Source organism: Thermodesulfomicrobium thermophilum DSM 16697, from assembly GCF_059568695.1.
In genome coordinates this window covers 96,494-118,168 of sequence record NZ_JCANTW010000011.1, presented here as the reverse complement: position 1 = coordinate 118,168, position 21,675 = coordinate 96,494, and the positions used below count along the sequence as shown (strand labels likewise).

Here is a 21,675-nt window from a genome sequence, read left to right as displayed (position 1 = left end):
GTCTACATCCGCAGCGGGGCGTCCACCCCAAGGAGATCCAACCCACGGGCAAGCACCCGCCGCACGGCTTCCAAAAGCAAAAGCCGCGCATCCCGCAGTCCGGCATCTTCCACGGAAAGCACCGGGTGCTCTGTGTAGTAGCGATGCAACTGCCCGGCCAAGTCCATGAGGTAGTAGCTGATGTGGTGCGGCGAAAGGGTGCGGGCGGCGAGCTCCACCGCATCGCCAAAGGCGTCGAGGGCCTTGAGGAGCGCTTTGTCTTCGGCGGTGGCAAGCAGACCCAGCAGTGTCGGATCCGCCACCTCCGGCAGGGCGATGCCCATCTCGCGCGCTTTGCGCTGCAAGGAACAGATGCGGGCGTGGGCGTATTGGACGTAGAATACGGGATTGTCCATGGACTGGCGCTTGACCACTTCCAGGTCGAAATCCAGGTGGGCGTCGCTTTTGCGGGACAAGAAAAGAAAGCGGGCCGCGTCCACCCCCACCTCGGCGCAGACGTCCGCCAAGGTCTCGAAGGTGCCGGCACGAGTGGACATGGCGATCTGCTGGCCATCGCGCAAGAGGTTGACGAGCTGCACCAAGATGACCTGCAAGCACTCCGGATCCCGGCCCAAAGCCGCCACTGCGGCCTTCATGCGCGGTATGTACCCGTGGTGGTCCGCGCCCCAGACGTCGATCATCAGGTCAAAGCCACGGCCGATCTTGTGGGCGTGGTAGGCGATGTCCGAGGCAAAATAGGTGAGCGATCCGTCGGACTTGCGCAGCACGCGGTCTTTGTCGTCGCCAAAGCGGCTGGAGGCAAACCACAGCGCCCCATCCTTTTCGTAGGCCAGACCTTTGGCCTGCAGGTCTGCCAAGGTGGCCTCCACCACGCCGGCCTCCACCAGGCTCTTTTCCGAAAACCACACCTGGTGCTCGGCGCGGAAGACCTCCAGGTCATGGCGAATGCCGGCCAGGATCTCGTTCATGCCCTCCTGGTAGCACAGCTCCCGGGCGTCCTCCTCACTCCAGGTCAGGAGTTCATCACCGCGCTCCTGACGAATGCGAGCGGCGATGTCACCAATGTAGTCGCCCTGATAGCCGTCTTCCGGGAAGGGGACCTGACGGCCACACAACTGCTGGTAGCGCACCCAGACCGAAAGCCCCAACAATCGCATCTGGCGGCCGGCGTCGTTCAAGTAGTACTCGGTATGCACTACATAGCCGGCAAACCGCAGGATACGCGCCAAGGCATCCCCCACCGCAGCCCCACGGCCATGGCCAATGTGCAGCGGGCCCGTGGGGTTGGCGGAAACATACTCCACCTGCGCTTTTTTGCCCTGCCCCAATGACGAGGCGCCAAAATTGGCATCCTGAAGTACCCGGGCAACAGTCCCCTGCCAAAAGGCCGGCGACAACGTGAGGTTGAGAAAACCCGGCCCGGCCACGTCCACCGCCGCCAAATCGTCCGCGCACGAAGCAAGCAAACGCTCCTGCAGGGCCTGGGCGCGGGCGCGCGGGTTGCTTCCGGCTTCCTTGGGAAGCACCATGGCCACGTTGGTGGCCATGTCCCCGTGTTCCGGACGCTTGGGGGCCTCGATGGTGGCCTTCTCCGGCCAGGTCCAGCCCAAATCATGGACGGCCTGCTTGAGGGCCGCCTCCACAAAAGTCCGTGCGCGCATCACGCTTCCTCCCATGCTGCCAATTGGTCCAAGGTGCTGATGCACGCGGACCGAACTTCCGGATCATCGATGATCTGTCCCACCATACGCGAAAGCACTCCCTTGGGGCCGATCTCCACAAACGACCGCGCCCCCAAGTCCGCCATAGCGCCGATTCCCTGGTACCAATGCACCGAAGCCGTCATCTGCTCCTGCATGGCCGGGAAGATGGCCGCCGCTGTGTGCGCCGCCGCCCCCGTGGTGTTGAGCACCACGGGAAATGCCGGCTCCCGCCACGAAAGACGCTCCAAATAGCGGGCAAACTCCGCCGCGGCCTCGGCCAAGAGCGGTGTATGGAAAGGACCGGACACCGGCAGCATCACGCTGCGGCCTTTACGCTCCTTGACCAGGGCGCACACGGCCTCCACCGCGGTCCGCTCACCGCTGACTACATGCTGCTGCGGCGTATTGTAATTGGCGATGCGCACCACCGCTCCGGTGTCCTGGGCCACCGTATCCACGATGGCGCAAACCGCCTCCAGCGGGAGCTTGAGCACCGCAGCCATGGCCCCAGGGCGCGCGGCGGCCGCTTCTTCCATGAGCCGACCTCGAAGACTCACGGCTTCAAGCACCTCGGTGGCGGAAAGCACCCCGGCTGCCGCCAAGGCACTCCATTCCCCCAAACTATGACCTGCGGCCAGCAAAGGTGAAATCTTTTCCCGGGCCTTGGCCCACAGGGTGACGTTGACAACAGTCAAGGCCGGCTGCAAGGCGCGGGTGGAGCTCATGGCCTGCGCGTCGCCATCCCAGTATATCTCCCGCAAGGCAAGGCCGCTGATGCGCTCCGCCTGCTTCCACAAATCCATGGCTTCCGGCCAGGTTTCGGCCACATCCCGGCCCATGCCCGCTTCTTGCGAGCCTTGACCGGGAAAGAGAATTGCATGCTGCACTGGATCCTCCTCAAAAAAACTGCGGTGTTCTAGCGAGGCGCCGCCCCGAGGTAAAGCCCATGCCCATCTCCCTGTCCGAAATGGAGTCCGCGGCCCGCGCCCTGGGACGCCAGCTCACGCCCCAGGAAGCCCAGGGTCTTGTCCGCTACCTCTCCCTTTTGTCGCTTTGGAACACGCGCATGAACCTCGTGGGAGCCCGCCACTGGCGCGCCATGCTGGAATTGGCGCAGGACTCCTGGCATGTGGCGGACGTCCTTCACCGCTGGGACCAGTCTCCCCGGCTTACTCTGGATCTCGGCGCCGGCGCCGGACTCCCCGGCATCCCGCTGCGCCTTTTCTGGAAACAGGGGGACTACGTCCTGGTGGAGCCGCGCCACAAACGCAGCGTGTTTCTGCGCCAGGCCGTGGTGGAGCTCGGACTTTCCCGCACAAAGGTGGCGGCCTGCCGTATGGAAGAACTGCCCCCGGAGCTCCGCCACGCAGACCTGGTGCTTGCCCGCGCCTTTTTACCGCCGCCTGAGCTGCTCGCCGCAGCCCGCAGCGTCCTGCGCCCAGGCGGCACGCTTCTCCTGATGACGCGCCAGGACCTCACACTGCCCAACGACTATGTGCTTGCCCGCACGCACACCTACACCGCGCGCGCCCAGCGCCAGCAATTACTCCTCGTGACCTGGCGGGGGCACGAAGGCGGAAATCTTGGGTAAAAGCAGCCGGGTGGCCACCCGATCGGCCTCTTCGGCCAGATCCATGAGCCGCTCCAAAAAGTCGAGGATCTCCATCTTGCGGTCCTCGGCGCTGTAGCCATAGTCCTCTTCGAGACGGCCAGAGCGAATGTAGTCTTCCAGCTCCGCCAAAAATCGTTCGTTGAGCATGTGTCCCTCCCGGCAGTGGGCCCCTGCCACAGCCTAAGGCAGGCGTCAAAGAGCGCAAGCCCCCTGTCCGCAACCGCCTTCTTCTTTAAACTCGGAGCCAAAGGCCACCCAGCGTGACGCACACCCTCGGCCGCAAGTACCCAGTGCGGGGCCAAGGAACCCCTGTGCCGAGCAGTGCGGCCGCGACATCATTCCCGCCTGGCACCATCCCGGCGCTATATGCTCCAGGCAAAAATCCACGATGCCACGATACCGACGAGAGACAACGAACAGCGACAACCAAGCCCCAGAACACCCCGCCTTGGAGACGATTTTCCATATGGGGATGACCATAAAGTGCACATCCAAGGACCATCCACACAATTGCACTTCATGGCCACGGATATGCATTGCCACAATCTTAGAGTATGCCAAAAATAAAACCAATGGAAACGGTAACGAGAAACATAGATACCAAAACTTGGATCGAGCGTATTTGTATCTTTTTCAGCATTCGAGAGCCGATAAACGCTCCAGCAAATGCAGAAGCACTGGCAAAGATGACCAAATTCCACTGAATACTTTTTGGATTTTCAAAAAATTCCCATCCATACACAAGCATACGGGAAACATCCACCATGACGGCAAGCACTACGCCTGTGGCCACGAAGGATTCCTTGTCCAGACCCGCCTTCAAAAGAAACATGCTCCGAAATGCCCCTTGATGCCCCGAGAGCCCCCCGAAAAAACCGCTGATCATGCCTCCATAGGGGAGGTACTTGGGGGGAAGCGCAAGAGAAGAAAACCGCGGCCACAGCTCCAGAGCCACAAACATCACAATGAGGATGCCCACCACGAGCTTGATGGGAGAGACAGAGCGCGGCGCCCCCAAGGCCGAGTACTGCAAGATAGGTGGGATTTCCGAGAGCCACCCAAGAAGCCCTGCCCCGAGAAAGGCGCAGACGACTGCCGGAATCCCAAAACGCACCAGGACGGAAGGGTTTGCCTTTTTTCCAAGCAGTGCCAGTTTGAACAAATTATTGGCAAGATGCACTATCGCGGTGACGGCGATTGCCATCTCTATGGGGAAAAAGAGCGCCACCACAGGCATAAGCAGTGTCCCTAGACCAAAACCAGAAAAAAGCGTCAGCAAAGAAGCTCCCAGAGCAACAGCAGAAATAATCAAGATATCCATCCAATCTCCCTATATTTGTTTTCAATCCGTCATGATTTCGTTTTGTTCGTGCTGCCTGCACCCATGCATGGAACAGCTAAGAGCCTTCATGCGGCACGCTAGTGGTTTGGGTACCATCCAGATGAATGAGGTCACATGTCAACCCCCGTATTATATATGGCCAAAGGCACGGCGAAGTTTTTTCACTGTGTCGAACCTCCGAATCCAAAGCAGGTTCTCCTTCAAGGTCCGAACGAACCGCTTCCGCGACCCCATTGCCTTGAGGCTCCCTGACGAAGGATGGAGAACGCTGGATGCAGGCGGCTTATGTGGCCAAGAGTTCGTCGTCGCGAGAAAATCCCATAGGCCCTCTGCGGTGAGATACACTCTTGGCCGAAGCCTTGCGCGCGGAGTGCGTCGATCTGGGGATACCCCAGACAAGATGGCGTGAGTTTTCCGCGCTGAGAACAGTTGCTTTTTTTCTGACTATCGGCGAGGGAGCTTGTCAGGACAACGTCCGGACGTTATCATAGAGCAACTTAAGAGCACGGGATGAATCATGAACACCTTAGGTCTGTCCAAAACCGAGCGGATTGATGTGCGCGCAAGCAGCGCGGTCAAGCAGCTGCTGCAAGAAGCGGCACGTTGCTGCCACAAGAGCGTAAGCGAGTTCCTGCTGGACGCCGGGGTGATCGCGGCCAACCAGGCACTGGCCGATCGCCGTCGCTTTGTGTTGGATGAGCAGCAGTGGCAAGCGTTTGAGCAGGCGCTGGAGCGCCCGGTGCAAACCAAGCCGCGCTTGAAGCAACTGCTCAGTGACCCCGGGGTGCTGGGTTGAGCGCAGCCTATGAACCGATCCGCAAGCTCGCGCCTTTAGATTCGACGGAAGACTTCGACTGCGGACAACCGGCGCTGAACCAGTTCCTGCAACGCTACGCCCTCGTCAATCAGAAGGCCAACAGCGCCCAGACTTACGTTTGTTGTCTCAGCGGCAAGGTCGTGGGTTTCTACAGTCTGGCGGTTGGCAGTGTTGAGCCGCAGGATGCGCCCGAGCGCGTCATGAAGGGCTTGGCCCGGCATCCGGTGCCGGTCATGATCCTGGCGCGACTGGCGGTAGACCGGGATCACCAAGGCAAAGGCCTAGGCAAGGCGCTGCTCAAGGACGCGCTGTTGCGTACCGCACAGGCGGCAGACATTGCGGGCATTCGTTGCCTGTTGGTTCATGCCAAGGATGAAGCGGCGCGACAGTGGTATGCGTCCTGGGACTTCGAGCCCAGCCCGACCGATCCTTATCACCTCTTCCTCATGCTCAAGGATCTCAAGGCGCTGCTCGCAGGGTGAAGGCGGTTTTGCCCCCCTTGCGCCTCGGGTCACCACAAGGCACCATTCACCCCTAAGCTTCCCCTCGTGCGCCCACCGATTGGTGGGTGTTTTGCTTTGGAGACTTCCTGCTTGTGCGCATCACCCGGGCGGCGTTCCTCGGCAACCGCCCGCTGCCGGCTGGCCTCGTGCTCGATCTCGAGGCAGCCCGCGCCCAGACCCTGATCGCCCTCGGCGCGGCGATTGCTGCCGAAGCGAAAGCGAACATTGAGCCGCCTGCACAGCAGGTCAAGCCCAAGCGAGACAAACGCCCATGATCACGCTGCGGGTTGAGGCGGATTGGGCCTCGCTGCAAAAGCGCCTCGGGGCGCAGTTCTCGCAGCGTCTGCCGCAGGCGGTGAGCCTGCGTCAAATCGTCGGCAGGGCGGTGGCGATACATCCTCAAAGTGAGGGAGTGGAAAGAGAGGGTAAAAAATTTTAAGGGCAGGCTCAGAATATGAGCTTCTCAAACATTATCCTTCCGCCTCGAAGGGCACTCCCAAACCATCCAGGCACGAGGAAAGACATATGCTTCCATGGGGAAAGTGGCACGGTGGAGAAGAAAAACTGTCTTTGTCTCTTGCAGATCATTGTCTCGATGTTGCGATTGTGCTGCAATCGCTTGTGCGCATTCCTTCGTTTTGGAGGTCGTTGGGCCAACCTTTGAATGCATCGCAGATCGCTCGGCTTGGTGTAGTTGCGTTTCTCCACGACTTTGGCAAGTGCAACTGGGGCTTTCAGGCCAAGACGGACCCGTCCACCAAAGAGAGCGCGGGACATGTGTTAGAAGCGATAGCACTGCTTTTTGGATGGCAAGACTTGTGGCCAGACGGTTGGCGGCGGCTCATCGAAAACATGTGCAGCTGGTTTTGCAGCGAAGAACAGGCTGGCCAGATGCTTTTGGCCAGCATTTCGCACCACGGCCGGCCGGTGTCGACGAGTGACATCGAGAGATTCTTTGCCTCCTCTGAATCCAGCAAGACCAAGCGCTTCTGGCAGGTACACTCCAGTTACGACCCGCGAATGGCTCTCAACGAGCTCGCGCAGGCCGCCCGCGCGGCCTTTCCCCAAGCGTTTGCAACCGACGCCACTGCCATCGATGCCACCCCCGCCTTGCAGCAGCGCTTTGCGGGGCTTGTCATGCTGGCGGACTGGATCGGCTCGGACACGCAGTTTTTTCCTTACTCCCACGACTCTGGTCAAACCCGTGCAGACTTCTCCTCGCAGGCCGCGCAGCGCGCGCTGCGCGCCATCGGGCTGGTGCCCCCTGAGCCAAGGCAACCCAAGCCTTTTGCTGAGGTGTTTCCGTTTCAACCCACGCCGTTGCAGGCAGCACTTGCCCACGACGTTGAGGCGAACGAGGGGGCGCGCCTGCTGCTCATCGAATCCGACACCGGCTCCGGCAAAACGGAAGCGGCGCTCGCCTGGTTCTTCCGCCTCTATGCCGAAGGCAAGGTGGATGGGCTGTACTTTGCGCTGCCCACGCGGGTGGCGGCGCGCGAACTTTATCAGCGCGTGCTCAAGGCGGTGGACGCGGCCTTCGAGCCGGCGCTGCGCCCAGGGCCGGTGCTGTTGGCAGCGCCAGGCTACGTCAGTGTCGATGGCGTTCAGGTGTCGCTGCTGACTGACCCGCAGGGGACGCTGTGGGACGACAACGCGCACGACCTCAAGCGCGAGCGCCTCTGGTCAGCCGAGCGGCCCAAGCGTTTCCTTGCCGCGCCCATCGCGGTGGGCACCATCGACCAGGCTTTGCTGTCGGCGTTGCAGGTCAAGCACAGCCTGCTGCGCTCGGTGTGCCTAGACCGGCACCTGCTGGTGGTCGATGAAGTGCACGCTTCCGACCCCTACATGCGCGAGGTGCTAAAGACGCTCCTTGCGGGTCACCTTGGTCGTGGCGGCTGGGCCTTGCTGTTGTCGGCAACGCTTGGCGAAACCTCCGCAGCGGCCTTCTTTGGGCGCGAGGTGCTGCCGCTTTCAGAGGCGCAGAAAAAGCATTATCCGCTGCTCTCTGCGCCGCAGCGCACCTGGCCGATGCCGGTCGTGCGCTCGCGCAGCGTGACGGTGGAGCTGTCACCCCTACTTACCGACGATGCCGCCCTTGCGCCCCAGCTGATTACGGCGCTGCGAGCCGGTGCGCGCGTGCTTGTGGTGTGCAACACGGTGGCGCGCGCCAATGCGCTGTTTCGGCAGGTCGAAGCGCTGATGGCGAGCGAGTGCCCCGAGCTGCTGAACGCCTTGTTCCAGGTGGGAGGCATTTGCTGCCCCCACCACGGCCGCTTTGCCCGCGAGGACCGTGAGGTGCTGGACGCGGCCGTGAGCGCACAGCTTGGCAAGGGCTCGCCCGACGGGGCGCGGCTCGTAATCGGCACGCAGACGCTGGAGCAAAGCCTCGACATCGACGCCGACTGGCTCGTCACCGACCTTGCGCCGATGGATGTGCTGATCCAACGCCTTGGCCGACTGCATCGCCACGAACGGACGAACCGACCCCAAGGCTTCGACACGGCGCGCGCACTAGTGCGGGTACCAGAAAAAGATCTCGCCACCTACCTCAACAAAGACCAACTGCTCCGAGCCCCCGCAGGACTGGGCAGCGTCTACGTGGACGGCCGGGTGCTGGCCCTGACCTGGCAGATGCTTGCGCAACAGGGGGAAGTGCGACTACCCGATCAGGCGCGCGAGCTGATTGAAGGCACCACGCATCCCGAGGCCTTCGCGCGGCTGCCTGAGCCGTGGGGTGCCCACGGTCATGAAATCGAAGGGAAGGAGCTGGGCGAAGTTCGCCAGGCGCTGTGCTCTGTTTTGGACGTCTTACCCTTCGGCGAATTGCATTACCCGGACAAGAGCGAGCGCGTCCTGACCAGGCTTGGAAACCCCACCTACGACCTTCCGTTGGCGGCCCCTATGTGTTCGCCATTTGGCCAGCGCATCCACCGTGTTCCGATTCCCGCGCACTGGCTGCAAGGCGAAACTGTGCCGGAGTCGGTCGCCGCGCAAGGCCACGCCGAGGGCTTTTCGGTAACGGTGGGCGCGCGGCGTTTTCGTTACACCCGCTTTGGTTTGGAGAAAGACGATGCATGATCTACTCAACGACCCACTCATTGGCGTACGCACTCAAGAGGGCGAGCGTCGCATGGATCTCCCCGAGCTGCTGGCCGCGCTCTCGGCCGGCAGCGTCGAAGGCTACACGGGGCTGCGCGCCCACCAAGCCGATCCCTGGCACGTGTTCCTGGTGCAACTCGCGGCCAGCGTCCAAGCGCGCCGCCCGACCGAAACCTTGCCCACCGAGGCGGCCTATTGGCGCGAGGGGCTGCTGGAGTTGGCCGAGGGCGAGGCGTCAGCCTGGCATCTGGTCGTGGAGGACGTCTGCAAACCCGCTTTTTTGCAGCACCCGTGGACGAGTTGGGAGGCAGAGGCGGATGACTACGGTGTCAGAGCCGTGCGCGGGCAGACCGTGCACAACCCCAAGGCCACCACGCCCGACGAGCTGGACGTGTTGGTCACTTCGAAAAACCACGACATAAAGATGGCGCGCATGGGCCCGGAGGTGGTCGAGGCATGGATTTACGCGCTTGTGCTGCTGCAAACCACCAGCGGCTTTTTGGGGGCGGGCAACTACGGCATTGTGCGCATGAACGGCGGCTTTGCCAGCCGCCCGATCGTGGCCTGGGCACGCGCTCTCGACCCGTGCACACGGTTTGCCGACGAAACGCGCATGCTTCAGGACCTGCGCGCCAAAACTTGCAGTGACTTCCACTACAAGAACCGCGGCGTCGTGCTGACCTGGCTCAGCTCGTGGCCGCGCGAGAAACATCAGTTTGAAGAAATTACCCAACTCGAGCCCTGGTTCATCGAAGCGGCACGCCCGGTGCGATTACGCGCCCTTGAAGACGGCAGCCTTTTTGCGCTTGGCGCCACCAGCAAAGCGCGGCAGATTGGGCCGAAAACCCTGGAAAACGGCGATGTGGGCGACCCCTGGATACCCATCAATGTGGGGGACAAAAAGAAAGGGCGTTCGGCGCTGACGCTGTCGGCCGAGGGCTTCACGCCGGAGCGCCTGACCAACCTCTTGTTCGAGCAAGGCTTTGAACTGACGCCCCTGCAGAAGCCGCCCGCAGGCGAAGGCCCTGGCTGGTTCGTTGCCTCTTGCCTTGCCCGAGGGCAGGGCAGCACGGAGGGCTTCCACCAGGCCGTGATCCCCGTGCCACCCAAGGTGCGAATGGCGTTGTTCCAGCAAGACCGCCGCGACACGCTGGCCCATCTCGCCGGCAAACTCCTGGCTGACGCCAAAGAAGTGCAAAGCGCCTTGGGCATGGCGCTCACCGTGCTCACCGAAGGAGCGCCGGACAAAGCCGACTTCGAGCGCGTGGCCGGCTGGGTCAAGGCAGCGCGCAGCCAGTATGGCCAACATTGGCAGCAGCACTACTTTCCCACTCTCTGGCGCGGCGCCGACGAAGACCATGAGGCGGTGCGCCGAGATTGGCAGGGGCGACTTGTCGAGATCGGCCAAGCCCTGCTGAATGATGCCACGCAGCGCCTGCCGCTGCCCAGCAACCGCCGCTGGCGTTCCATCACCAAAGCCGAAAGCGCATGGCGCGGCATGCTGGACAAAAAAGGGCTGCCCCTGCCAGGCCGCACGCATGTAACTGTTGAACAGGAGGAAACCATCGTATGAAGGAGCAAGCCACCGATACGGCCCACAGCACCGAGGCAAACCTGGGCAGCCTCATTGCGCGCCTGGCCCACATCGTCCACGCCGCACACTACCCAGCAGGCGACCGGGCTGCGCTGCGCCGCTGGGCGCCGGCTCAGCCGCTGCCGCTGGCGTTTTACCGCTTGTGGCTGCGCCAAGCAGCAAGCGATCTGCCCAGCGAAGAGCAGACGCAAGCCTGGATGACGATCCTCTGGAGCATCGCAACACTGGGCGCAGGCGGCCATGTTCCCAAACGCTCACTGGGGCAGGCGCTGGCTGAAAGCGATTACTCCGAAGGCCGGCTCGAGCAGCTGCTTGGCGCGCCCGAGGACAAACGCGTGGAGCTTTTGATGAGCGCCGTGCGCTTTGTTGCGGCCAAAGGCAATGGCTTCGATCTTGCGGATGCGGCCAGCTTCTTGCTGACGACGGACCCCGACAAACGCGAACGCCTGCACCGCCGACTGGCCAGCCACTACTACCGTCACAAAAAAGTCAACCGCGAATAACCCCAAGCTCAAGGAGGACCACGATGTTTTTGCAGATCCACACCCTCACGACCTACTCGGCCAGTCTGCTCAACCGCGACGACGCTGGGCTCGCCAAGCGCATTCCGTTCGGCAATGCCGTGCGGCTGCGGGTGTCCTCGCAGTGCTTGAAGCGCCACTGGCGGGAGGACCTGACCAGCCGCCTGCCAGACGTCCCTGACGGACAGCGCACACGGTCGTTTTTCACGCGCACGGTGCTGCCCAGGGCAATTGCGGCAGGCGTACCGGAAAGCGTGGCGACTGCCTTGATCGAGCCGTTGGCAAAAGCCGTGATCGACGGCGGCGTCAAGGAAGGGGGCGACCTAAACCAGCCGGTGTTGTTCGGTCTGCGCGAAGCGGACTACCTGGTGCGGTTGATCGTCGAGGCCAGCGGCGAGGCGGATCCCGTCAAAGCCCTCACCGAGCGCCTCAAGTCCAAAGAGGAAAAAGAAAACCTCAAGGCGATGAGCAAATCGGCGGCAGGGCTCACCGCAGCGCTGTTTGGCCGCATGGTCACCTCGGATGTGCTTGCGCGCGTCGATGCCCCTGTGCATGTGGCCCATGCCTTCACCGTGCACGCGGCAAACACCGAAATGGACTTCTTCACGGTCGTCGATGACCTAAACCGCGAGGAGGACACCGGCACGGCGCACTTGAGTCACGCCGAACTGGGAGCGGGGCTGTACTACACCTATGTCGCGGTGGACGTGCCGTTGCTGGTATGCAACCTGAACGGATGTAGGACCAAAGATTGGAAGCAGCAGGATCCAACGGTGGTCAAGCGCGTGCTGCAGGCGTTAGTGGAGAGCATCGTGCGGCAAAGTCCCGGGGCCAAGAAGGGGAGCACCGCCCCCTATGCGTGGGCGGACATGCTGTTTTTGGAGGCAGGGCAGGGACAGCCACGCTCGTTGGCCAATGCGTTTCTCGATGCTATCAAGCCGCGAGAGGCTCAGGATTTGCGCGTGCTGGCCATGAACCGCCTGGCTGACTACCTGCGCCGACTGGACGAGATGTACGGCGCCGCATCCGGATACCGGGGCCTGTCCACCGTGCTTGAGCCGCTGCCCGCGCCCCTGCCGCCGAAGATGCCCGTAGCCGACAACATTCGCGCCGCCCTCGATGCGATGTGGGGTTGACCATGGACTGCCTCATCTTGCGCCTGGACGCGCCCTTAATGAGTTTTGGCGCTGTCGTCGTCGACCAGCGCAACCCCGTTTGGCGCTTCCCCGGCAAGTCCTTGCTTACTGGATTGCTGGGCAACGCCCTGGGGTGGGATCACCGCGAAACCGGCTCATTGCAACAGCTGCAAAACCGGCTGCGTTTTGCAGCCCGTTGGGATGCCGAGCCTGAGCCGCTGACCGACTACCAGACGGTGGACCTGGGACAAGATTTTTTGAAGGACACCGGCTGGACCACCCGCGGCCGACGCGAAGACCGCAAAGGGGGCACGGCCGCTACAGGCACGCATCAGCGCTGGCGCGACCACTGGGCCAACGGTGTCGCCACGGTGGCCTTGGCCCTCGACGGGGATGGGTCGCCCACGATGGACGAGCTTGAGCGCGCGCTGCGCTTTCCCGCACGGCCGCTTTTCATCGGCCGCAAGCCGTGCCTGCCGGCGGCGCCGATTTTGCTGCGCCGCGTGCAAGCCCCTGGCGTCAAGGCGGCACTGGCAGCCGAGCCCTTGGCAGACATTGGCCCGCGGCGGCGGCCGCGGACCATCGAAGCCCTGTGGCCGCTCGACGAAGGCGCGGGGCGCGCAACGGACGAGCGCTACGACCTGCGCGACTGGGCCAACAACATCCACCGCGGCGCCCAGCCCTACGCGGTGGGCGTACTGGAGCTAACGGTATGAGCAATCTGTATCTGTTACGTATCCCTGTACATGTGCCGCGTCTGCTGCGCTTTGCCGCCGACCACGGGATCACGTACGAGGACGAAACCTTGGGCTACACCCTACATTCCTGGTTGACTGCCGTATTCGGCCCGCTGGCACCCAAGCCGTTCCGGTACTTCGAACGGCGCCACGAGGTGCTGGGCTATACAGCGGCCGATGCCGCCACTTTGTTGGCACATGCCCAGGCCTTCGCTACGCCGCAGGCCTGGGCCGCACTCGACACGGATGGCGTGGCCAGCAAACCCATGCCGCACACGTGGCGGACAGGCCAACGCCTGCGGTTGGAGGTCCTCACCTGCCCGGTCTCGCGCCAGGGTGAGGAGGAAAAAGACCTCTACCTGCGTGCCCTGGACCGCCTTGGAGACGCTGCGCCGCCACGGGCAGAGGTCTACCGCGCATGGTTCATGCGCCAGTGGGAGGGTGCTGCGCAATTGGATCACACCGAACTCTTGGGCCTGACCGCCCGCAGCCGGCTCGTGCGACGTGCGCGCAATGGCGGCAACCGCCTGCGCATCGTCGAGCGGCCACAGGCGCTTTTCAGCGCCGAGGCTACAATCATCGATGTGGGCCAATTCTGCGCATTGCTCGCACGGGGCATCGGCCGCCACCGCGCATTTGGGTTTGGTATGATCTTGCTTGGTCCCCCGCGATGAGCCCCGCACTTGGCCTTATGAGCGGGCGGCTGGGACTCGCCGCCTCGCGCATCCCGCACGCCGATCGCCATGGACTGCTGTGGCTGGAATACGGCAGGCTTTCGGTCGAAGACGGCACCCTGCGCTTCGTCGCTGCCCAAAGCGAAACGCTCGATGCGGGCGACTACGCGATCCCCTACCAAGCAGTCTCGATGATCCTGCTTGGGCCGGGCACGAGCATCACCCATGACGTACTGCGGCTGTGTGCGCGGCACGGCACGCTCATCGCTGCGGTGGGCGAAGGCGGGGTTAAGAGCTACACCGCGCCCCCGATGGGCCAGGGGCGCTCGGATGTGGCGCGCCGCCACGCCGAGCGCTGGGCCGACCCCAAACAACGGCTGGACACCGCACGCCGGCTGTACGCCTGGCGTTTCGGCCGTGTGCTACCGCATCGTGACATTGCCACCCTGCGCGGGATCGAAGGCGCACGCATCAAAGAGAGCTACAAGCTGCTTGCGCAGCGTTTCGGCATCGAATGGCATGGCCGGCGCTACGACCGCGACAATCCCAATGCCGCCGACCTGCCCAACCAGGCCATCAACCATGCCGCCACGTTCGTGGAGGCGGCGGCCGACATCGCCGTGGCTGCCGTGGGTGCCCTGCCACCGCTGGGCTTCATCCATGAGGACTCCAGCAATGCCTTCACGCTCGACATTGCCGACCTGTGGCGCATCGACCTGACGGTGCCGCTGGCCTTTGGTGCCGTCAAAGCCTACCAAGACAACAAGGCCGACAACCTCGAGCGCGAAGTGCGGCGCCGTGCCGCAGCTGCTTTTCGACAACACAAGCTCATCCCAAAGATGATTGACCGCATCAAGGAGCTCTTTGAATGTCCATGACGGTAGTCGCAACTCGGAATGTGTCCTCTCGAGTGCGTGGATTTCTTGCATCTGTAATGTTGGAAATCGTACCTGGTATTTATAGCGCTCCCAGGATTTCTCCTGCTGTTCGAGAGCGCCTGTGGGTAGTTCTTGAAGACTGGTTCCCCAACGAAATCAATGCATCTATCGTTATGTTGTGGGCAGAGCGTGAAATCCCTGGGGGACAGGCAGTTAGAATACTTGGCTCACCGCCGATTGAATTTGTACAGATTGATGGTTTGGTGTTGGCTTGCAGGCCGCTACCGTCACCCGAATAGCCCTCACTCCACGTTTTAAGCAAAAAACACACCAAAAATCTTTGAAACTATAAGTTTGCTTTGTATATCAAAATAGTATAGCTAAGAGTCTCCCCCGCGCACGCGGGGATCGACCCCCTTAACTCCCTGTTCTCCCTTATCTTTTTTTGTCTCCCCCGCGCACGCGGGGATCGACCTTTGTTCAGGCGTCGGTGCATCATCAGGAGACCGTCTCCCCCGCGCACGCGGGGATCGACCCGGGGTGAGGTGCTCGCGCTTGGCGAGCATGTTGTCTCCCCCGCGCACGCGGAAATCGACCGGCTACGCGAAGTCTCTGGGGGGAGACGGAGTCCGGCACGCCAGCCCCGCAAAGCGTTTTAGATGCCGTCTCATCCCTTTTCCGCATCGTTCCGGTCTACCACATGGCCTCGATGCGCCGTACATCCTGGAACGCGATGCGCAGTCCTTCGTCATCCGGACGCTGGGCACGCATGGCCTCGATGCGCCGCATCCAGGAGCGCACTTCTTCAGCACTCGACCATGGCGAGAGTTCGTGGTCCACAAGCGTCCATGCCGGGACTTTTTCCAATGTGACGAGAATGAAATACAATCGCCTCCTGTCCGCAACCGAACATAGCGAACATGTACGCGGAACCCCAAACCAACCATCCCATTTTGAGCTATGGAGAGAGAGGATGAATCCCAAGAAAACTATCGTCTGTCTTGTCCTGGTTCTGGTGCTGACTGGTGTTGCCCAAGCATCGCCAATATTCGTCAATGGGATAACCATCCCAGGTGGCACGGGGGATGTCTATGGCACAAGCGTCAATGACGGTCGTTTGGGCTTTTTTTCGGACCTCTACTACGACCCCAATCGCAATGAGTGGTGGGGGCTGTCCGACCGAGGCCCTGGGGGCGGCACCATCCCGTACGAAACTCGAGTGCAGCGCTTCACGCTGGACATCGACCCCAACACCGGCGCCATCTCCAACTTCCAGGTGGTGGAGACCATCAAGTTCATGCAGGGCAGCACGCCCTTCAACGGTCTCGCCCCCAATCCAGCGAACGTGTTGGGCACAGCCTTCGACCCAGAGGGTTTCGTCGTGCATCCAACGACCGGACATTTCCTGGTTTCCGACGAATACGGGCCATCCCTCTACGAGTTTGACCGCAAGGGACAATTCGTGCGCGCCTACACTCCCCCGGCCAACGTGGTCCCGCGCAACCCAACGGACGGCGCCGTCAACTACGCCAGCAATGACGGCAACACCGCCGGCAAATCAAACAACCGCGGCTACGAGGGCCTGGCCATCAGCCCAGACGGACGCTACGTCTACGCTATGTTGCAAAGCCAAATGCTCGACGAGGGCAACGCGCCCTACACACGGATCATCCAATTCGATACCGCCTCCGGCCAAGCCATAGCCCAGTTCGCCTACAAATTCGACATCGCCAACAAACCCGGCATTTCCGCCTTGGTGGCGGTCAATGACCACCAGTTTCTGGTCTTGGAGCGCAACAACCGCGGCTTAGGTGTGGACTCCAAGTACGATGAAGCTGACAAACGAGTCTACCTGATCGACATCATGGGCGCCACCGACGTCACCACCATTGACCTCGACGCGCCGGGCGCAAATTTTACGCCTGTGACCAAGGCCCCCACTCCCTGGATCGATCTTGATGGCGTTACCTTGGCTGAGCTTGGCAACCGTTCGCCGGAGAAATGGGAAGGACTGGCCATCGGCCCGCGCCTTGCCGACGGCACCTATGTAATCCTCGCCGGTACCGACAACGACTACAGCGTCACCCAGAACGACGGAGGCACCCAGTTCGACGTGTGGTTTGACTTCCGTAGCGGCGACCGCGTGCAGTGCACCCTCGGGGCAGCGTGTGCGCCCAAAGGCTACAGCCTGCTCCCCGGAGTTCTGTACGCCTACAAGACCACAATGAAAGACCCGGCGATGGAGACCTACGTTGCGCCGGTGTCCAAGCTAGGGAGCCAGCCTTGATGTTCTCGAGTGTACTGGTGCAGTGGCGAAATATTGCCTCCCATTGATCGTGTGGGTGCAGATTTCGCCGCTGCACAATCTTGCTTGCCCTGAAAGAACCGCCGCACACGACAAGTGTTTCGAACGCGCACAAGTGAAGTCGTTTCCCCATGGACCGGCTGGGCGTTCTAAAAACAAGATTTTTGGCCGTGTGGATTTTGGCGAATCATACGATTCGCTCCCAGATCCGTTGCAGCCCGTCCCAGGTTTGAGCAGGGTCGGTCTGGAGCCGGCGGGCCAAGGCGCCGCAGAGGCGCCATTCCAGATCAGGTTCGGACACCTGCCGCCACCAAATGTCCGCCAGGGACACCACGAGATCTTCAACAGCATCCTGCTCGTGCCACCTTTCGTGCGTGCGGCACATGCGGGCAACCCGCTCTGGCACACCCAGGCGGCGCGCAAGCTGGTATCCAGCTTCGCAATGCTTGTTCCCGGGGGAAAAGATTTCTTCAGGATGCATCACCTTGCCAATGTCATGGAGCGCTGCCCCAAGCAGTGTGCTCTCCGCATCCCAAACAAGGCATGGCCACGTGCCGAAGAGCCCTTCCACAATTTGGGAGCAGACACCATGGACAGTTTCCAGGTGGATGCGCAGTGCTTGAGGCACCTCAAGCGAATGGACGAAAGAAATGGCTCGGACAAATGTATCGTGCTGCACCTACCAAGCCCTCCTGACAAAAATATCTTTCCTTATAGCAAGGTGCAGCATTTGTGTCAAAAACCGACGCATCTCAACCAGGCCTGTGAGGTGGCCGGAATGCCGTGGCAAGGTACGCTTGAAGCTCAGGAAGATTTGCCCATCCCTTGCCCCCCACCTTGGGGTGCACAGGGCGGTAGCCCAATTGCATAGCCTGGCGCATCCGCACTTCGTGGCCGCTGGCCGGGCGGATCCCGCCGTTCAAATCCACCTCACCCCAAAAGACGGCGTCCTCCGGCAGCGGGCGATCCGCCACGGAAGACAACATGGCGGCGACAATGCCCAAATCCAGTCCTGGGTCCTTCATGCGCAGGCCGCCGCCCACCTTGGCATAGATGTCCATCTGGCCAAGATTCACCCGCAGCCGCTTCTCCATGACAGCCACCAAAAGATTCAAGCGGTTCGTGTCAAATCCCAGGGCGGTTCGCCGGGGAAAGGCCAGGAAAGTGCGTGTGGCAAGGGCCTGGACTTCCACCACAAAAGGCCGGCCGGATTCCATGGCCAACACCAGCGCCGTGCCGCTACTGGCGGTGTCCCGCTCCTCCAAAAAAAACGTGGAGGGGTCGTCCACCACGCGCATACCTTCCCCGCGCATCTCGAACACTACCAGTTCGTTGGCAGGACCAAAGCGATTCTTGATCACCCGTAGCACCCGAAAAAGCCGCTCACCGTCCCCTTCCAAGGAGAGCACCGTGTCCACCATGTGCTCCAAAAGTTTCGGCCCTGCCAACTGGCCGTCTTTGGTCACGTGCCCGACGAGCACCACAGGCACGTTGAGGGCCTTGGCCGCTTCGGTCAAACAGGTGGCCACGGCCCGCACCTGATTGACGGACCCAGGCAGACCCTCGGTACGCGCCGACACCAAGGTTTGCACCGAGTCCACCACCACGAGGCCCATGCCCGCCATGTGGGCGGTGATGTCTTCCACCTGACTCGTGGCCAGTGCGCGCAGCGAACGGTCCAAAAGCTCCAGGCGGGCGGCGCGCACCTTGAGCTGCCCCAAGGACTCCTCGCCGGAGGCGTAGAGCACCGGCCTTCCTGATGCCTCCATGGCCCCTGCCACCTGCAGAAGCAGGGTGGACTTTCCCACACCAGGATCCCCCCCCATGAGGATGACCGCCCCCGGCACAAGTCCGCCGCCCAAGAGCCCGTCGAAGGCCGGGATCCCGGTGGAGACCCGGCCCCCGGGGCCTGCGTCCACCTCGCGAAGGTCCACAGGGGCACTGCGCCCACATAGCTTCGAGGATTCTTCCACCAATGAGTTCCACGCCCTGCAGCTTGGACATTGCCCTTGCCAGCGCGGATGCGAACTCCCACAGCTCGAGCAGACAAAACGTAGGCTCTTCTTCATGTGCGCCTCCCTCTGCCTGTCCTAGCTGCGGGCTCCCCAACAGGCAACCGCGCGGCCAAAGTCTTTCGCCAATGAAAAAGGCCGGTTTCCCGGCCTTGAGAGCACGCGCCCAGCTGGCTACTGCACCCGGAAGTACGCCTTGGGTGCAGCCCCACAAATGGGACATTTTTCCGTGGGTTCGCCTTCGTGGATGTGCCCACACACACCACACACATAATAGTCCACGGCAGGCAGGTCGCCCATCATCTGCGCCGCCTTGGAGTACAGCTCCGCATGACACTCCTCCGCCTGGTTGGCAAACTCGAAGTAGCGCTGGGCCGCCTTGTCTCCTTCAACCTTGGCGTCCTCGATCATGGCCGGGTACATGGATTTGAACTCGTAGGTTTCTCCGGCCACGGCCTCCTTGAGGTTTTCCGCCGTGGAACCAATACCCTTCATGAGGCGCAAGTGGGCATGGGCATGAATGGTCTCCGCCTCAGCCGCGGCGCGGAAAAGCTTGGCCACCTGGGTGAGCCCTTCTTCTTCCGCCTTCTTGGCAAAGGCGAGGTATTTCCGGTTGGCCTGGGATTCCCCGGCGAACGCTGTCTTCAAGTTTTCCATCGTTTTGCTCATCCGTTACCTCCTTGGTTGTTATTGATAACTCTTCTCTATAAAATTTTTTTCCCTAAGGCAAGCCCCCAAACCCCCTATTCACGCCCCCCCCAAGAGGGAGTCGTATCCCAGCGGCTGAAAACGTTCCTAGGAACGGCCGAGGAGATCATCAAAAAACAAATGAGGCCGCCCCAGGCAGCCTCACCCATCGTTCCCCATACCCCAAGTGCATCATTGGGGCGGAGTCTTGGCCTGGACGACTTCGAGGCCGAATTCCTGCACCCCAGCGGGAACGCCGAAAAAGACGACCATGAACGGCACCCCTCGGCCGGGCTGGACGTTGGTGTTGTTGGTGAGGATCCCCACCTTGGCCCCAAGGGCGGCCTCGATCTCCTGGCGGGAGGCCACCTGGAGTTGATAGAGGCTTACCGTATTGCCGGCCAAAAACTCTTGGGTGGCCACCGCCACGCCCTGGGCATTGAACAGCGCCGCCTTGAGCTTGATGAGTTCCCGAGGCTCGGCAAAGCGGTTTACGGCCTGGCCTTCAATGACGAACAGCTGGCCTTCTTTTTCATTGTTCACGAAATACTGGCGCACGTTCTCGAGCACGATGCGCGCCACTTCCTCGGAAGATGCCCCAGGGGGAGTGACCGCGACCTCAGCCCCGGGCTTGGGCGCCAGCCACGGGATCCACGACGGCCGCAAAAGAAACACCGCACCCACGGTCAGTACCAACACGAGGCCCACCGCCGCCAGCCAGAGCCATACCGACCGCTTCCCGGAAGACTTGGGCGTTGGGCTCAGCTCCAGACGAGGTTTGCCTTCCTCGCCCAGAAGCGGAGGCTGGAAGGTCCCTTCCAGATCTTTGAGGACTTCTCGGTGTGCCTCGCCCTCCACACGGGCCGCGGCAGCCGCCTTGTTTTCCAAGAGCTGTTCCAGGGCGGCTTCCTCCGACAAGGGTGCCTGCACCTGGAAGACGTGCGTACACCGGGTGCAACGCACCTTGGCCCCTTCCGGCTTGATGCGCTCCTCCGGCAGGTTGTACTTGGTGCCGCAATTGGGGCATTGAACGATCATGCTCACCTCGTTTCCGGCAAAATCAACTCGTAAATTCCATCGAGCTCCCGAAATCGTTCCGCATAGTCGAGGCCATAGCCCACGATAAAGCCCTTTTGCAAGGGAAATCCCACGTAATCCACGGCCACGTCCACCTCGCGGCGCTCCCGTTTGTCCACCATGGCAGCAATACGCACCGAGCGAGGGGATCTCGCCTCCAAAACCTTACGCAAAAATCGCATGGAGTGGCCTGTATCGACAATATCTTCGACGATGAGAACATGCTTATCCTTGACGTCAATCTCCATATCCTTGGAAAATACCATGCGAGACTGACGAGATGTTTGATCCGCATAACTCGAAAGACGCACAAAATCCATAATTGGATGAATAGTAAGACTGCGCATCAAATCTGTAAAAAATGCATACGCCCCCTTGAGAACGCATACACATACCAACGGCTCATCTCCGTAATATTCAGAAATTTCCTTTCCCAAGTGACGGACGCGCGCATCGATTTGAGCGCGAGAAAATATTTCCCGAAATTCCATGTAATTCTCCAGATTAGAGCTCGATCATCATCGCGGTTTCATCGCATTCTGGAAATTGCGGACACTTGATGCAGTCTGCCCACACTTTTTGTGGAAGCACATCTTTGCTCACTTCCTGAAATCCAAGTCTGCGAAAGAAATCTACTTGATACGTGAGGGTAAACACCTTGTAAATACCAAAAGTCAGGGCGTCGCTCACGCATGCCTCCACCAACCGTCGGCCCACTCCCTGCCCCTGGGCTTCTTCGGCCACCGCCAAGGAGCGCACCTCCGCCAGTCCCTCCCAGGTGATGGACAAAGCACAGCAGCCAACGACATTTGCCGTCTCGGCATCTTCCGCGACGATGAAGTCCCGCAGATGCGCATAGAGCTCGGTATAGCTCCGCGGCAAAAGCAGCTTCTTGGAAGCGCAGTCCATGAGCAAGCGATGTATCGTGCGCACGTCGGTCATTTTTGTTTTGCGCAAAACAAAAGCCATGTTGCGTTT

25 protein-coding genes and 1 pseudogene are annotated in these 21,675 nt (G+C 61.3%); 14 read left to right on the top strand and 12 right to left on the bottom strand.

Annotated elements, in window-relative coordinates; all coding sequences use genetic code 11:
• Nucleotides 1–2: 2 nt before the first annotated feature.
• Both argS and BR00_RS01870 read right to left on the bottom strand, forming a co-directional pair.
• Nucleotides 3–1,661 (bottom strand): arginine--tRNA ligase, encoded by a 1,659-nt coding sequence (gene argS / locus BR00_RS01875; RefSeq protein ID WP_496475920.1) that lies wholly within the window; start codon nucleotides 1,659–1,661, stop codon nucleotides 3–5.
• Entirely contained in the window at nucleotides 1,661–2,590 is a 930-nt protein-coding gene (locus BR00_RS01870) for an ACP S-malonyltransferase (RefSeq protein ID WP_496475919.1), read from the bottom strand. Before BR00_RS01870 ends, argS begins: the two co-directional genes overlap by 1 nt.
• Nucleotides 2,591–2,649: 59 nt before the next feature.
• On the opposite strand from BR00_RS01870, the gene BR00_RS01865 reads away from it, so the two are divergent.
• The gene (locus BR00_RS01865; protein WP_496475918.1) at nucleotides 2,650–3,294 is read left to right on the top strand and encodes a 16S rRNA (guanine(527)-N(7))-methyltransferase RsmG; all 645 of its coding nucleotides are present in this window, start codon (nucleotides 2,650–2,652) and stop codon (nucleotides 3,292–3,294) included.
• Here BR00_RS01865 and BR00_RS01860 read toward each other — a convergent pair.
• The 3 genes and pseudogenes from BR00_RS01860 to BR00_RS01850 all read right to left on the bottom strand — a co-directional run.
• Complete coding sequence (locus BR00_RS01860; RefSeq protein ID WP_496475917.1) at nucleotides 3,247–3,462, bottom strand: hypothetical protein; 216 nt, start codon at nucleotides 3,460–3,462, stop codon at nucleotides 3,247–3,249. The genes BR00_RS01865 and BR00_RS01860 overlap by 48 nt on opposite strands.
• A gap of 400 nt (nucleotides 3,463–3,862) precedes the next feature.
• On the bottom strand, nucleotides 3,863–4,636 hold the full coding sequence (locus tag BR00_RS01855; protein WP_496475916.1) for a TSUP family transporter: 774 nt from the start codon (nucleotides 4,634–4,636) through the stop codon (nucleotides 3,863–3,865).
• A gap of 165 nt (nucleotides 4,637–4,801) precedes the next feature.
• Nucleotides 4,802–4,931 (bottom strand): annotated as a pseudogene (locus tag BR00_RS01850) (IS3-like element ISMtsp5 family transposase); the annotation flags it as partial.
• 243 nt (nucleotides 4,932–5,174) lie between these two features.
• Between BR00_RS01850 and BR00_RS01845 the strand changes: the two are divergent.
• From BR00_RS01845 to cas2e, 12 genes are all read left to right on the top strand, one after another.
• On the top strand, nucleotides 5,175–5,453 hold the full coding sequence (locus BR00_RS01845; protein WP_496475915.1) for a type II toxin-antitoxin system TacA family antitoxin: 279 nt from the start codon (nucleotides 5,175–5,177) through the stop codon (nucleotides 5,451–5,453).
• A complete protein-coding gene (locus BR00_RS01840; RefSeq protein WP_496475914.1) occupies nucleotides 5,450–5,956 on the top strand; it encodes a GNAT family N-acetyltransferase in 507 nt (168 codons plus the stop codon). Before BR00_RS01845 ends, BR00_RS01840 begins: the two co-directional genes overlap by 4 nt.
• 113 nt (nucleotides 5,957–6,069) lie before the next feature.
• Entirely contained in the window at nucleotides 6,070–6,252 is a 183-nt protein-coding gene (locus tag BR00_RS01835) for a hypothetical protein (protein WP_496475913.1), read from the top strand.
• Complete coding sequence (locus BR00_RS01830) at nucleotides 6,249–6,416, top strand: hypothetical protein (RefSeq protein WP_496475912.1); 168 nt, start codon at nucleotides 6,249–6,251, stop codon at nucleotides 6,414–6,416. The genes BR00_RS01835 and BR00_RS01830 overlap by 4 nt, the downstream gene beginning before the upstream one ends.
• 86 nt (nucleotides 6,417–6,502) lie before the next feature.
• Nucleotides 6,503–9,055 (top strand): CRISPR-associated helicase Cas3', encoded by a 2,553-nt coding sequence (gene cas3, locus BR00_RS01825; RefSeq protein WP_496475911.1) that lies wholly within the window; start codon nucleotides 6,503–6,505, stop codon nucleotides 9,053–9,055.
• Nucleotides 9,048–10,649, top strand: a complete 1,602-nt coding sequence (gene casA, locus BR00_RS01820) for a type I-E CRISPR-associated protein Cse1/CasA (RefSeq protein WP_496475910.1) — start codon at nucleotides 9,048–9,050, stop codon at nucleotides 10,647–10,649. Before cas3 ends, casA begins: the two co-directional genes overlap by 8 nt.
• Complete coding sequence (casB, locus tag BR00_RS01815) at nucleotides 10,646–11,173, top strand: type I-E CRISPR-associated protein Cse2/CasB (RefSeq protein WP_496475909.1); 528 nt, start codon at nucleotides 10,646–10,648, stop codon at nucleotides 11,171–11,173. The genes casA and casB overlap by 4 nt, the downstream gene beginning before the upstream one ends.
• Nucleotides 11,174–11,196: 23 nt before the next feature.
• Nucleotides 11,197–12,327 (top strand): type I-E CRISPR-associated protein Cas7/Cse4/CasC, encoded by a 1,131-nt coding sequence (gene cas7e / locus BR00_RS01810; protein WP_496475908.1) that lies wholly within the window; start codon nucleotides 11,197–11,199, stop codon nucleotides 12,325–12,327.
• A 2-nt stretch (nucleotides 12,328–12,329) separates the two neighbouring features.
• A complete protein-coding gene (cas5e, locus tag BR00_RS01805; RefSeq protein ID WP_496475907.1) occupies nucleotides 12,330–13,043 on the top strand; it encodes a type I-E CRISPR-associated protein Cas5/CasD in 714 nt (237 codons plus the stop codon).
• Nucleotides 13,040–13,738 carry a type I-E CRISPR-associated protein Cas6/Cse3/CasE gene (locus BR00_RS01800; RefSeq protein ID WP_496475906.1) on the top strand — a complete coding sequence of 233 codons (699 nt, stop codon included), beginning with the start codon at nucleotides 13,040–13,042 and terminating at the stop codon, nucleotides 13,736–13,738. The genes cas5e and BR00_RS01800 overlap by 4 nt, the downstream gene beginning before the upstream one ends.
• A gap of 17 nt (nucleotides 13,739–13,755) precedes the next feature.
• Nucleotides 13,756–14,616, top strand: coding sequence for a type I-E CRISPR-associated endonuclease Cas1e (cas1e, locus tag BR00_RS01795; RefSeq protein WP_496475905.1), 861 nt, complete (start codon nucleotides 13,756–13,758; stop codon nucleotides 14,614–14,616).
• Nucleotides 14,607–14,915 (top strand): type I-E CRISPR-associated endoribonuclease Cas2e, encoded by a 309-nt coding sequence (gene cas2e, locus BR00_RS01790; protein ID WP_496475904.1) that lies wholly within the window; start codon nucleotides 14,607–14,609, stop codon nucleotides 14,913–14,915. The genes cas1e and cas2e overlap by 10 nt, the downstream gene beginning before the upstream one ends.
• 394 nt (nucleotides 14,916–15,309) lie before the next feature.
• Here the strand turns inward: cas2e and BR00_RS01785 are convergent, their stop codons facing one another.
• Entirely contained in the window at nucleotides 15,310–15,504 is a 195-nt protein-coding gene (locus tag BR00_RS01785; protein ID WP_496475903.1) for a hypothetical protein, read from the bottom strand.
• Between the two features lie 85 nt (nucleotides 15,505–15,589).
• Here BR00_RS01785 and BR00_RS01780 point away from each other — a divergent pair, with 85 nt between their 5' ends.
• Nucleotides 15,590–16,903, top strand: a complete 1,314-nt coding sequence (locus BR00_RS01780; protein WP_496475902.1) for an esterase-like activity of phytase family protein — start codon at nucleotides 15,590–15,592, stop codon at nucleotides 16,901–16,903.
• A 205-nt stretch (nucleotides 16,904–17,108) separates the two neighbouring features.
• Here the strand turns inward: BR00_RS01780 and BR00_RS01775 are convergent, their stop codons facing one another.
• The 6 genes from BR00_RS01775 to BR00_RS01750 form a co-directional block, all read right to left on the bottom strand.
• The gene (locus BR00_RS01775; RefSeq protein ID WP_496475901.1) at nucleotides 17,109–17,600 is read right to left on the bottom strand and encodes an HD domain-containing protein; all 492 of its coding nucleotides are present in this window, start codon (nucleotides 17,598–17,600) and stop codon (nucleotides 17,109–17,111) included.
• A gap of 73 nt (nucleotides 17,601–17,673) precedes the next feature.
• Complete coding sequence (gene radA / locus BR00_RS01770) at nucleotides 17,674–18,990, bottom strand: DNA repair protein RadA (protein ID WP_496475900.1); 1,317 nt, start codon at nucleotides 18,988–18,990, stop codon at nucleotides 17,674–17,676.
• A gap of 117 nt (nucleotides 18,991–19,107) precedes the next feature.
• Entirely contained in the window at nucleotides 19,108–19,602 is a 495-nt protein-coding gene (locus tag BR00_RS01765) for a rubrerythrin family protein (RefSeq protein ID WP_496475899.1), read from the bottom strand.
• Between the two features lie 210 nt (nucleotides 19,603–19,812).
• Nucleotides 19,813–20,658 (bottom strand): DUF3426 domain-containing protein, encoded by an 846-nt coding sequence (locus tag BR00_RS01760; RefSeq protein WP_496475898.1) that lies wholly within the window; start codon nucleotides 20,656–20,658, stop codon nucleotides 19,813–19,815.
• 2 nt (nucleotides 20,659–20,660) lie between these two features.
• On the bottom strand, nucleotides 20,661–21,188 hold the full coding sequence (hpt, locus tag BR00_RS01755) for a hypoxanthine phosphoribosyltransferase (RefSeq protein WP_496475897.1): 528 nt from the start codon (nucleotides 21,186–21,188) through the stop codon (nucleotides 20,661–20,663).
• A gap of 13 nt (nucleotides 21,189–21,201) precedes the next feature.
• Nucleotides 21,202–21,666 carry an N-acetyltransferase gene (locus BR00_RS01750; protein ID WP_496475896.1) on the bottom strand — a complete coding sequence of 155 codons (465 nt, stop codon included), beginning with the start codon at nucleotides 21,664–21,666 and terminating at the stop codon, nucleotides 21,202–21,204.
• Nucleotides 21,667–21,675: the final 9 nt, after the last annotated feature.

What these genes read in the sequence shown, in the direction of transcription:
- argS (WP_496475920.1), bottom strand. Translation starts at nt 1,661, where the DNA reads ATGCGCGCACGGACTTTTGTGGAGGCGGCCCTCAAGCAGGCCGTCCAT.
- BR00_RS01865 (WP_496475918.1), top strand. Translation starts at nt 2,650, where the DNA reads ATGCCCATCTCCCTGTCCGAAATGGAGTCCGCGGCCCGCGCCCTGGGA.
- BR00_RS01860 (WP_496475917.1), bottom strand. Translation starts at nt 3,462, where the DNA reads ATGCTCAACGAACGATTTTTGGCGGAGCTGGAAGACTACATTCGCTCT.
- BR00_RS01855 (WP_496475916.1), bottom strand. Translation starts at nt 4,636, where the DNA reads ATGGATATCTTGATTATTTCTGCTGTTGCTCTGGGAGCTTCTTTGCTG.
- BR00_RS01845 (WP_496475915.1), top strand. Translation starts at nt 5,175, where the DNA reads ATGAACACCTTAGGTCTGTCCAAAACCGAGCGGATTGATGTGCGCGCA.
- BR00_RS01830 (WP_496475912.1), top strand. Translation starts at nt 6,249, where the DNA reads ATGATCACGCTGCGGGTTGAGGCGGATTGGGCCTCGCTGCAAAAGCGC.
- cas3 (WP_496475911.1), top strand. Translation starts at nt 6,503, where the DNA reads ATGCTTCCATGGGGAAAGTGGCACGGTGGAGAAGAAAAACTGTCTTTG.
- casA (WP_496475910.1), top strand. Translation starts at nt 9,048, where the DNA reads ATGCATGATCTACTCAACGACCCACTCATTGGCGTACGCACTCAAGAG.
- casB (WP_496475909.1), top strand. Translation starts at nt 10,646, where the DNA reads ATGAAGGAGCAAGCCACCGATACGGCCCACAGCACCGAGGCAAACCTG.
- cas7e (WP_496475908.1), top strand. Translation starts at nt 11,197, where the DNA reads ATGTTTTTGCAGATCCACACCCTCACGACCTACTCGGCCAGTCTGCTC.
- cas5e (WP_496475907.1), top strand. Translation starts at nt 12,330, where the DNA reads ATGGACTGCCTCATCTTGCGCCTGGACGCGCCCTTAATGAGTTTTGGC.
- BR00_RS01800 (WP_496475906.1), top strand. Translation starts at nt 13,040, where the DNA reads ATGAGCAATCTGTATCTGTTACGTATCCCTGTACATGTGCCGCGTCTG.
- cas1e (WP_496475905.1), top strand. Translation starts at nt 13,756, where the DNA reads ATGAGCGGGCGGCTGGGACTCGCCGCCTCGCGCATCCCGCACGCCGAT.
- cas2e (WP_496475904.1), top strand. Translation starts at nt 14,607, where the DNA reads ATGTCCATGACGGTAGTCGCAACTCGGAATGTGTCCTCTCGAGTGCGT.
- BR00_RS01780 (WP_496475902.1), top strand. Translation starts at nt 15,590, where the DNA reads ATGAATCCCAAGAAAACTATCGTCTGTCTTGTCCTGGTTCTGGTGCTG.
- radA (WP_496475900.1), bottom strand. Translation starts at nt 18,990, where the DNA reads ATGAAGAAGAGCCTACGTTTTGTCTGCTCGAGCTGTGGGAGTTCGCAT.
- BR00_RS01765 (WP_496475899.1), bottom strand. Translation starts at nt 19,602, where the DNA reads ATGAGCAAAACGATGGAAAACTTGAAGACAGCGTTCGCCGGGGAATCC.
- BR00_RS01760 (WP_496475898.1), bottom strand. Translation starts at nt 20,658, where the DNA reads ATGATCGTTCAATGCCCCAATTGCGGCACCAAGTACAACCTGCCGGAG.
- hpt (WP_496475897.1), bottom strand. Translation starts at nt 21,188, where the DNA reads ATGGAATTTCGGGAAATATTTTCTCGCGCTCAAATCGATGCGCGCGTC.
- BR00_RS01750 (WP_496475896.1), bottom strand. Translation starts at nt 21,666, where the DNA reads ATGGCTTTTGTTTTGCGCAAAACAAAAATGACCGACGTGCGCACGATA.